The organism is Protaetiibacter mangrovi (assembly GCF_024752305.1).
Taxonomy (GTDB): domain Bacteria; phylum Actinomycetota; class Actinomycetes; order Actinomycetales; family Microbacteriaceae; genus Homoserinibacter; species Homoserinibacter mangrovi.
The window spans coordinates 59,051-67,621 of the sequence record NZ_JANTHX010000007.1 but is presented as its reverse complement, the minus strand read 5'-3'; the positions used below and the strand labels follow the sequence as shown (position 1 = coordinate 67,621).

General features: G+C 70.3%; 6 protein-coding genes (1 of these 6 running past the window's edge). 2 read left to right on the top strand and 4 right to left on the bottom strand.

What is annotated here, in order from left to right; translation table 11 throughout:
- On the bottom strand, window positions 1-706 hold the 5' portion of the coding sequence (locus tag NUH29_RS07940) for an ABC transporter permease (RefSeq protein WP_444544370.1). The gene continues 230 nt to the left of window position 1, outside the view; only the first 706 of its 936 coding nucleotides appear in the window; its start codon is at window positions 704-706; its stop codon lies beyond the left edge, outside the window.
- Window positions 707-864: 158 nt separating this feature from the next.
- On the opposite strand from NUH29_RS07940, the gene NUH29_RS07935 reads away from it, so the two are divergent.
- Together NUH29_RS07935 and NUH29_RS07930 are read left to right on the top strand one after the other, a co-directional pair.
- A complete protein-coding gene (locus NUH29_RS07935) occupies window positions 865-2,949 on the top strand; it encodes a cell wall-binding repeat-containing protein (protein WP_258798524.1) in 2,085 nt (694 codons plus the stop codon).
- A 95-nt stretch (window positions 2,950-3,044) separates the two neighbouring features.
- On the top strand, window positions 3,045-4,283 hold the full coding sequence (locus NUH29_RS07930) for a glycosyltransferase family protein (RefSeq protein ID WP_258798523.1): 1,239 nt from the start codon (window positions 3,045-3,047) through the stop codon (window positions 4,281-4,283).
- Between the two features lie 7 nt (window positions 4,284-4,290).
- Here NUH29_RS07930 and NUH29_RS07925 read toward each other — a convergent pair whose 3' ends face one another.
- Genes NUH29_RS07925 through NUH29_RS07915 form a run of 3 tightly spaced genes read right to left on the bottom strand, consistent with a single transcriptional unit; the run spans window position 4,291 to window position 8,509 of the window.
- Complete coding sequence (locus NUH29_RS07925) at window positions 4,291-5,481, bottom strand: alginate O-acetyltransferase AlgX-related protein (RefSeq protein WP_258798522.1); 1,191 nt, start codon at window positions 5,479-5,481, stop codon at window positions 4,291-4,293.
- Window positions 5,478-6,650, bottom strand: a complete 1,173-nt coding sequence (locus NUH29_RS07920; RefSeq protein ID WP_258798521.1) for an acyltransferase family protein — start codon at window positions 6,648-6,650, stop codon at window positions 5,478-5,480. The genes NUH29_RS07925 and NUH29_RS07920 overlap by 4 nt, the downstream gene beginning before the upstream one ends.
- Window positions 6,647-8,509: a rhamnan synthesis F family protein gene (locus NUH29_RS07915; RefSeq protein WP_258798520.1), complete on the bottom strand. Its 1,863-nt coding sequence runs from the start codon at window positions 8,507-8,509 to the stop codon at window positions 6,647-6,649. Before NUH29_RS07915 ends, NUH29_RS07920 begins: the two co-directional genes overlap by 4 nt.
- Window positions 8,510-8,571 lie beyond the last annotated feature (62 nt).

Sequence of the window (8,571 nt, the reverse complement as noted above, 5' to 3'; positions counted from 1 at the left end):
CCAGCACCGACAGCGTGATCGGGTTGTCGGTGTAGATCTCGAGGGCGAGCCCGTCGCCGAGCACACCCCGGACCATCGACCACGAGTAGACCACCGGCGAGGCCCACAGCAGCAGCATGAGGGCGATCTCGACGAGGTACTGGATGTCGCGCAGGTAGACGTTCGCCGCGGAGAGGATGAGGCCGAGCCCCGCGGCGTAGATGAGCACGACGACGATCGCCGGGATCGCGTAGAGCAGGTGCGCACCGAAGACGAGGCTGCCGGTGAGGATGGCGGCGACGATGAGCACGATCAGCTGCATCGAGAAGTTGAACAGCGCCGAGCCGATGCTCGCCAGGGGGAAGATCTCGCGCGGCAGGGCGATCTTCTTGATGAGGCCCTGGTTGCCGACGATCGAGGTCGAGGCGCCCGACACCGTCTCGCTGAACAGGCCGAAGATGGTGAGCCCGCAGAACACGTACACGGCGAAGTCCGGGATGCCGCGGGCGGCGTTGAGGAACTGGCCGATCACCACGTAGTAGATGAGCAGCTGGGTGAGCGGCTTGATGAACGACCAGAGGAAGCCGAGGGCGCTGCCCTTGTAGCGGGCTTTCAGGTCGCGCCGGACGAGCAGCCCCAGCAGCTCGCGTCGCCGGAAGATGTCGCGCAGCTGGCGGGCGCTGTGCCGCACGGCTCCCGCCCGGGAGCCCGTCACGAGCAGGGGCATCTGCTCGAGCTTGGCGAAGCGCGCGGCGCGGGCCTCCGCGGGATCTGAAAGCGCGGCCATGACAGTGATTCAGCATAGTCGCCGTGCGCGTCGTCGGCCGCCACGGGTGGTTCGGGGGTTACCCTGGAGGGGTCCGTGTCGGATCGGGGGAATCTGTCATGCTCGCAACGACCGTGCGGAGCCGTCGCCTGGGCCTGCTGGCGGCGCTCGCACTGGGCGCGGGTCTCCTGCTCCCGTTCGCTCCCGCGGAGGCGCCCGCCGCCGACGCCGCGGTGGCGAGCCAGTTCGACCCCGGCTACATCATCAGCGACCGCAACTTCTATGACGCCGGCGCCATGTCCGCCGCCCAGATCCAGTCGTTCCTCGACAGCATGATCGGCACCTGTCAGAACGGCAAGTGCCTGAACGTGGCCGTCCTGCCGATCGCGGATCGCCCGGCGTCCTACTCCGGCGACTCCGGCAAGCTCGCCTGCTCCGCGATCGCGGGGGGCAATCTCGCCGTGTCCGAGCTCATCTACCGCACGCAGGTGGCCTGCGGCATCTCGGCGAAGGTCATCCTGGTGACGCTCCAGAAGGAGCAGAGCCTCGTGACGAGCAAGGCGCCGACCGACGGCGCCCTCCGGGCCGCGATGGGGCAGGCCTGCCCCGACAGCGGCGGATGCAACAGCGCGTTCGCCGGACTCGGCATCCAGATCATGTCGGGTGCGCGGCAGCTGAGCGTCTACCGCGCCGCCATGCCGAACTCGACGTTCGCCTTCAGGGGCCCCGGCGTCTACAACATCCGGTACTCGTCGACGAACGCCGCCTGCGGCGCACCCGCGGTCAACGTCCGCAACTTCGCGACGCTCGCCCTCTACAACTACACGCCCTACCAGCCGAATCCGCCCGCGATGCTGCAGGAGAACCTCTACGGATACGGCGACGGGTGCTCCTCGTACGGCAACCGCAACTTCTGGCGCCTCTACACCGACTGGTTCGGTTCGCCCACGGTCGACGACGGCTCCACCTTCGGCGGCATCATGAGCGTCACCTCGACCGCGGCGAACACGATCACCATCCGGGGGTGGGGCGTCGACAGCGACCGCGCCTCCTCGTCGATCTCGCTCAACGTCTTCGTCGGAGACGGCTACTACGGTTCGGGCGTCGCCAACGTCACCGCGCCCGAGATGGAGGCCTGGTACACCGCGTACGGCGCGGGCCACTCCTACGAGATCACCGTGGGCAACGTCCCATCCGGTGTGCGCCGGGTGTGCGTGCAGGGTGTCAACGTCGCGGGTTCGTCGGGGGCCAGCGCCGTCTTCCCGTGCGTCACCGCGACGGTCGCGCACTGCGGCGGCTCGATCGGCTGCCCCGACACCGTCGACCGCATCACCGGCGCCAACCGCTACACGGTGTCCGCCGACATCTCGAAGCGGGCCTACCCGAGCGGCGCGGCCACCGTCTACGTCGTCAACGGCCTCGGCTTCGCCGACGCGCTCTCGGCAGCGCCCGCCGCGGCGCGCGACGGCGCCCCGCTGCTGCTCACCGACCCGAACGCGCTCCCGGACGAGACGCGCGCGGAGCTCACCCGACTCCATCCCTCGGCGATCGTCATCGTCGGCGGCCCCGCCTCGGTCAGCGAGGCGGTGCGCACGCAGCTGACCGCGTTCGCACCCACGACGCGCGTCTCGGGTGCCGACCGCTTCGAGGCGTCGCTCAACATCGCCGCCACCTTCGGGTCGACGCCGGACATCTACCTCGCCACCGGTCTCAACTTCCCCGACGCCCTGAGCGCCGGCAGCGTCGGCGCCTACCAGGGCCGCCCGGTCGTGCTGATCAACGGGGCGAACGCCGCGCCGAGCTCCGCGCTGCTCGCCTTCCTCAGCAGCAACGGCGTGCAGCGCATCACGATCGCCGGCGGTCCGAACTCCGTGCCCCAGTCGGTCCAGGACGCCCTCACCACCGCCGGCTACACGGTCACCCGCCTGACCGGCCCCGACCGGTTCGCCGTCTCGGTCGCGGCGAGCGCCGCCTACACCTCGGCCGACGTCGTCTACATCGCGAGCGGCCTCAACTACCCCGACGCACTGACGGGTTCGATCCTCGCGGCGAAGGACGGCGGCCCCCTGCTGCTCGGCTCGGGGGACTGCCTGGTGCGCGGACTCATCGATCGGGTGCACGCCCTCGACCCTGCACGCGTCACGCTCCTGGGCGGCCCGAACTCGCTCACCCCGGCGATCGAGTCGTTCCAACAGTGCCTCTGAGGGGACGTGCGCGATCCCGACGGCGGGCCCGGCTCGCTCGGATCATCCCCTATGATTGGCTGACTGCCCAACCCGAACCAGGACAGGACAAGCCCGTGCGCAACGATGCGATCGCCGTCGACACGGCTCGCGCCGTGCGGACGGACTACCTCTCCCTCCTCGAGGGGCGCCATCGCACCGGCGTCCTCGGAACGCTGCTGTTCTGCGTCTCGAGCACCGACATCTCCGCGAGCAAGGGCGACCTGTACGTCGCGCTCGGTCTCGCGCGCGCCCTCCGCGACGCCGGATGGGGGGTGTCGTTCTGGGACGTCGACCACATGGCGGAGCAGACGCCCGACGACGTCGACGTCGCCGTGGTGATGCTCGAGTCCTGGGTGCCGGGATTCATCCATCCGGCCACCAAGGCGGTCGCCTGGGTGCGCAACTGGACGACGGAGTGGGCGTCGCTGCCCTACCTGGACGAGTTCGCCGAGATCTGGTGCTCGTCGAACGACGCGGCGGAGCGCCTGTCGCACGCGTACGAGGGAACCGTGCGGGTCGTGCCGCTCGCGACCGATCCCGAGCTCTTCGACGACCCCTCGGCCGATCGCACCGCCGGCGTCGTCACGACGGCCAACTACTGGGGGGTCGAACGCCAGATCCAGACGGCGCTCGAGCACGTCTCCGAGGAGGTGCCGGTCGCCTGGTACGGCGTCAACTCGGACTTCCTGACGCTGTCCGGGGCGATCGACAAGCGCGACCACGTCGACTACTTCGAGCTGCCCGGGGTGTACGGGTCCTGGACGGTGGTGGTCGACGACCTCATCGAGGCCGCCGCGCAGTTCGGCACCCAGAACAGCCGGCTGTTCGACGCGCTGGCCTCCGGGGCGATGGTCGTCACCAACGCCGGACGCGGTCTCGACGAGCTGGGCCTCGGCGACGTGCCGGTCTACTCCGATCCGCAGGGCCTCCTCGAGATCGTCCTCGAGCTCTCGCGCGACCCGGATGCGACGGCCGAGCGGGTCGCGCGCCTGCGCGAGCGGGTGCTCGAGCTGCACACCTGGGCGGCGCGGGCACATGCGCTGCTCGAGCCGCTCGCCGGCCTGCGGGCCCTGCCGGGCTCGACGGAGCGCTCGCCGATGCTCGTGTGGACGACCCGCCTGCGCGACCAGATGCGTCGTGACCGTCGCGCGCACGACGACTACGCCGAGCTGTACTTCGGTGCGATCCGCGACGTCGCCCGCCTCGACGGCGAGGTGCACCACCTCACGGCCGTGCTCGGACAGAGGCGCTACCGCGCGGCCGACGTCATCATGAAGCCGCTGGAGCCCATCAGGCGCCGATCCCGCGACTGAGCGCCGGTCACGGCACCGGCGGCGGGAACTCGAGGTGGCGCTGCGCGATCTCGAGGATGACGACGTCGGGCTTCTCGGTGGCCGACAGGGCCAGGATGTCGGGCTGCTGGTCGGGCGGGTAGTCGAACATGTGGCGCACCTGCACCGTCCGCGCGAACGACTGCTGCAGGTAGGGGGCGAGGCTCACCCCGAACGAGTCCCGCACGACGAGGGCCGTCGCGTCGGCCTGCGCGCCGTCGGTCCAGGTGCGCGCGGGCAGCTCGCCGAGCCCCACCCGGCGGGTGCCGTCGACGGTCGTCGGCGCGGCTCCCGCGATGCTGAGCGACACCGGCAGCAGCGGCTCCGCGAACTCGGGCGTCGTCCAGTCGGGCACGGGGGAGGTGAGTCCCCACTGGGCGAACTCGGACCCCCCGTCGCTCACCGTCACCCCTGTCGTCTCGGGCAGGTGGATGGCGGCGAGGTCGGGGTCGCTCGCGGCGATGCAGCCGGAGATCGCCGTCCACGCCACCGCCGCGCCGTAGTCGGTCCAGTGGCTGTTGACCCGGCTGTAGACGGGGGTGGTGCGCGCCGCATCCCGCAGCGGGGCGCGCAGGTCGACGAAGGGCAGGTCGGGGTTCGCGGCGAGCAGCTGGTCGAGAGCGCTCGAACCGACGAGTCCGTCGGTCCAGGCGGGGAGCTCGTCGGGGTAGGCGCCCCACTTCGCGGGGGCGACGACGACGTAGAGCGGAACGCCCTGCGCGGCGAGCCCGTCGCGGAGGGTCGTCAGGTAGGTGCGCCACGTCGCCAGCTCCTCGGCGCTGAGGTAACGGCGCCCGACGGCCTGCGAGAAGTTCTCCGCCTGGATGTCGCCCCAGAACACGAAGCCGTCCCGGCCGATCACGTAGGGCTCGCTCAGCTCGTCGGCGTGCTCGGCCCAGGTGGTCTCGGAGTGGGTCGAATCGCTCGACATCCACGGCTCGCCGGCCGGCGGGTCGACCGCGGGGGTGCAGCTCGCGGGGAGCGCCGTCGGGCCGGACGACGCGGTCGCCGACGGCGTCGCGACCTCGGATGCCGCCGCCTGCTGGCGCAGCGTCACGTAGAAGCCACCGGTCGCGGCGAGCACCGCGGCGACCATCAGGGCGATGAGCGGCACGTACCGGAGGTGCCGCCACCGGTCGCGGCGGACCGCCTGCTCCGGAGGGAGCTCGCGCAGGCTCATGCGCCGGCCCCCTCACCGGGTACGCGGCGCGCGGCGATGGAGCCGCGCAGTGCGCGCCACCGCTCGATCGCCCATGCGACGGGTCGCGGGGTCCAGTTCTTCAGGCTCATGGCGGGCTTCTCGATGAGGTGCCAGCTGAGGAACGCCGCGATGTGGCAGGCCACGACGATGACGACGTGGTAGACCAGCCATCCTCGGTTCTCCAGCCCGAAGTACGTCGCCAGGGTCATGATCGGCCAGGCGAAGATGTAGATGCCGTAGGAGAAGTCGCCGAAGCGCTCCCACCTCCGCAGCAGCGTCGCACGGATCGCGAACCACATGAGGAAGTAGTAGAAGCCGTACTGCCCGATCACGAGGTAGCCACCGCGCGCGTAGCAGTAGAGCGCGATCGCGAGCCCCGCGACGGCGATCCGCCAGTCGATCGGGATGCGGTCGCCGTAGAGCGCGAACAGGATGCCGAACGCGAACGGCGGCCACAGCAGCAGGATGAAGTGGTCGCCGAACACCGGGTTCAGCCGCGCCAGGTCGGCCGCCCCGAGCCACTGCACGGCCGACAGGGCGATGATGCCGAGCGCCACGACCGCGCCGACCTTGCGGTGCGCGAGGGCCCCGACGAGACCGAGGATCCCGACGAGGATGTAGGCGCCGAACTCGTAGGCGAGCGTCCAGGCGGAGCCGTTCCAGTCCCGGGCGCCCCAGTTCTCGGAGTACGGGAGGCCGCCGCCGAGCTCCGCGATGTTCCTCTGGTTGAGGATGAGCGACATGTTGTTGAAGAAGTAGGTGAGCGGCGACTCGACGGGGTGACGGAAGAACCCGTCGATCGATCCGTGCACGCGGATCCACGCGATCGGCGCCAGCACGAACGCGGTGCTCAGCAGCGCGAGCCAGAACGCGGGGAAGATGCGCAGCGCGCGGCGCCAGAAGAACCGCGCCGTGGTGGAGCGACCCATCCGGCTCTTGGTGATGAGGAACCCGGACAGGAAGAAGAAGCCGCCGACGGCGACCCCGCCGAGCGACTGCTCGTTGCTCCACTGCACCCCCAGGTCGTGGCCGCTGTAGAAGCCGGCGATGGGTCCCGCGTGCGAGAAGATGACGGCGAAGGCCATGAGCCAGCGGACGAAGCCGATGCTGTTGGCCCGGGGGTCGAACTCCGTCGCCAGCGTCCTCACGTCGCGGTCCCGCGTCGGAGGATGCGCCGGGCCGCGCCCACGAGCCGCGGGTGGTAGAGGTGCAGGTAGTAGCTGACGATGGCGCGTCGCGACACCCCGGCGAGCTTCGTGAACGGCCGCAGCGCGTGCACCTGGGCGTAGGCGTCGCCGCTGACCCCGCGCACGGTCTCGTCGAGCTTGTACTCGAGCATGGTGTGGCTGATCGCCGCGTACTCGCGGTTGGCGATGGTGCGCGTGTGGTACCCCAGCTCGGCCGCGGCGTGGGAGACGATCCGCTCCTGCACGTGCGAGAGCGTGCCGTCGCCGTACTCGCCCTCCTGCGGGTACTCGTCGAAGCTCCACTCCTCACCGGCCAGCAGGGCGAGCGCCTCCGGCCGTGCGATGAACATCCCGCCGAAGGGCGCGAGGGGCGAGCCCTCCTCGAGGGGGGTGTGGATGCCGAGGCGGGCCGCGATGCGCCGGGCGGAGTCGCGGTTGGTGAACCACGCGTTGCCCATCGTCGGGAATCCGATGTGGATCATGGGCGGGTAGACGACCCCGAGTCCCGGCTCCCGCTGGAACATCCCGATCACGTTCTCGGCGTACTCGCGGGTGGGCAGCAGGTTGTCCCACTGCTGGCGCCGGAAGAACTCGCCGCGATTCGGGCCGTCCTGCGGCGAGAGCTTCGAATGCAGTTTGATGACCAGATCGTAGTCGCCGCCGCGCAGCACGTCCCGGCAGGTCACGTAGAACGCGCTCTGATCGCGACCCCGGTTGGACTCGACGACCCGCACCTCGGAGCGTCGGATGGCGGGATCGGCGCGGCGCGCGATGGTCGCCCGGATCGCGTCGGCCTTCTGCTCGTCGGCGGTGGTCACGACGAGGTCGACGCCCGGGGTGACCAGGGCGAGCCGGTCGAGCAGCCCGTCGGTCATGTCCGGATAGAAGATGTGCAGGATCGCGACGATCCGCGGGGGCGAGGCCGGGTCCCAGTCGGAGATCTGCTCGGGGAGGATCTCCATCATCGCGGCGTTCGTGTAGAGCGTGCGAGGCGCCGCGGTCTGGGCCATGCTCTGCCAGATGAACCGCATCGGGTAGCCCTCGGAGGCCGCGGACTCGACCAGCCAGCGGCCGATGAGGCCCATGCGGTCCAGGTAGAGGGGGTCGTGGAACAGCGGGCGGCGCTTGAGCGCGGGGCAGCCGTCGTCGAGCAGCTGGGACGCCGCCTCGAACGCGGGGTGCTCGAGCGGCGCGTAGTCCTGGTAAGGGTACGCGGCGATCCCGCTGAATCCCGCCTCATGGAAGTACTCGGTGAAGCGGGACTCGTGGTGGTGGATCGAGTCGGCGTAGGAGCGGATCGGCGGCATCTCGTCCCAGTACCGTCGCCACGCGTCGGAGGCGAGCATGGGGCGGCGCACGGCGAGCCAGTGCGACTGCAGGTGCGCCGGCATCGTCCCCTTCCCCAGATAGGGATGCGGGGTGACCGGCCCGTGATCGGTGAGTCCCCAGAAGTCGAGCTGCGCCGCGTCCATCCGCTCGAAGAGGGGGGCGAACGGGCGCACCGGACCGAACCACGTGTAGTTCATGAGGATGAGCTCGTCGTAGGCCTCCACCTCGTCGCCGAGTCGACGGAGACCCTCCTGGAAACCGCCCACGTCGAAGCCCTCGTTGGGACGCACCCAGATGTCGTCCGCGACCTCCTCCAGCGCCGAGCGGCCCGCGTCGTCGAGCAGCCCGTTGACGACGACCGAGATGCGCTCCGCGAACGGGCGGAGGGCGCGCAGCTTGTAGGGGATGTAGTCGTCGACCGTCCCGCGCTCGTCGTAGAAGAGGTAGAGGACGGCGCGCCGCATCGTGGAGTTCGTCAGCTGTTCGGTCATTCTCTGCAGAGGATTTCGTGGGATTCCCGGTCCGGAGGCGGACGGGCCATCGAATTCTAGGT

What these genes read in the sequence shown, in the direction of transcription:
- NUH29_RS07935 (WP_258798524.1), top strand. Translation starts at nt 865, where the DNA reads ATGCTCGCAACGACCGTGCGGAGCCGTCGCCTGGGCCTGCTGGCGGCG.
- NUH29_RS07925 (WP_258798522.1), bottom strand. Translation starts at nt 5,481, where the DNA reads ATGAGCCTGCGCGAGCTCCCTCCGGAGCAGGCGGTCCGCCGCGACCGG.
- NUH29_RS07915 (WP_258798520.1), bottom strand. Translation starts at nt 8,509, where the DNA reads ATGACCGAACAGCTGACGAACTCCACGATGCGGCGCGCCGTCCTCTAC.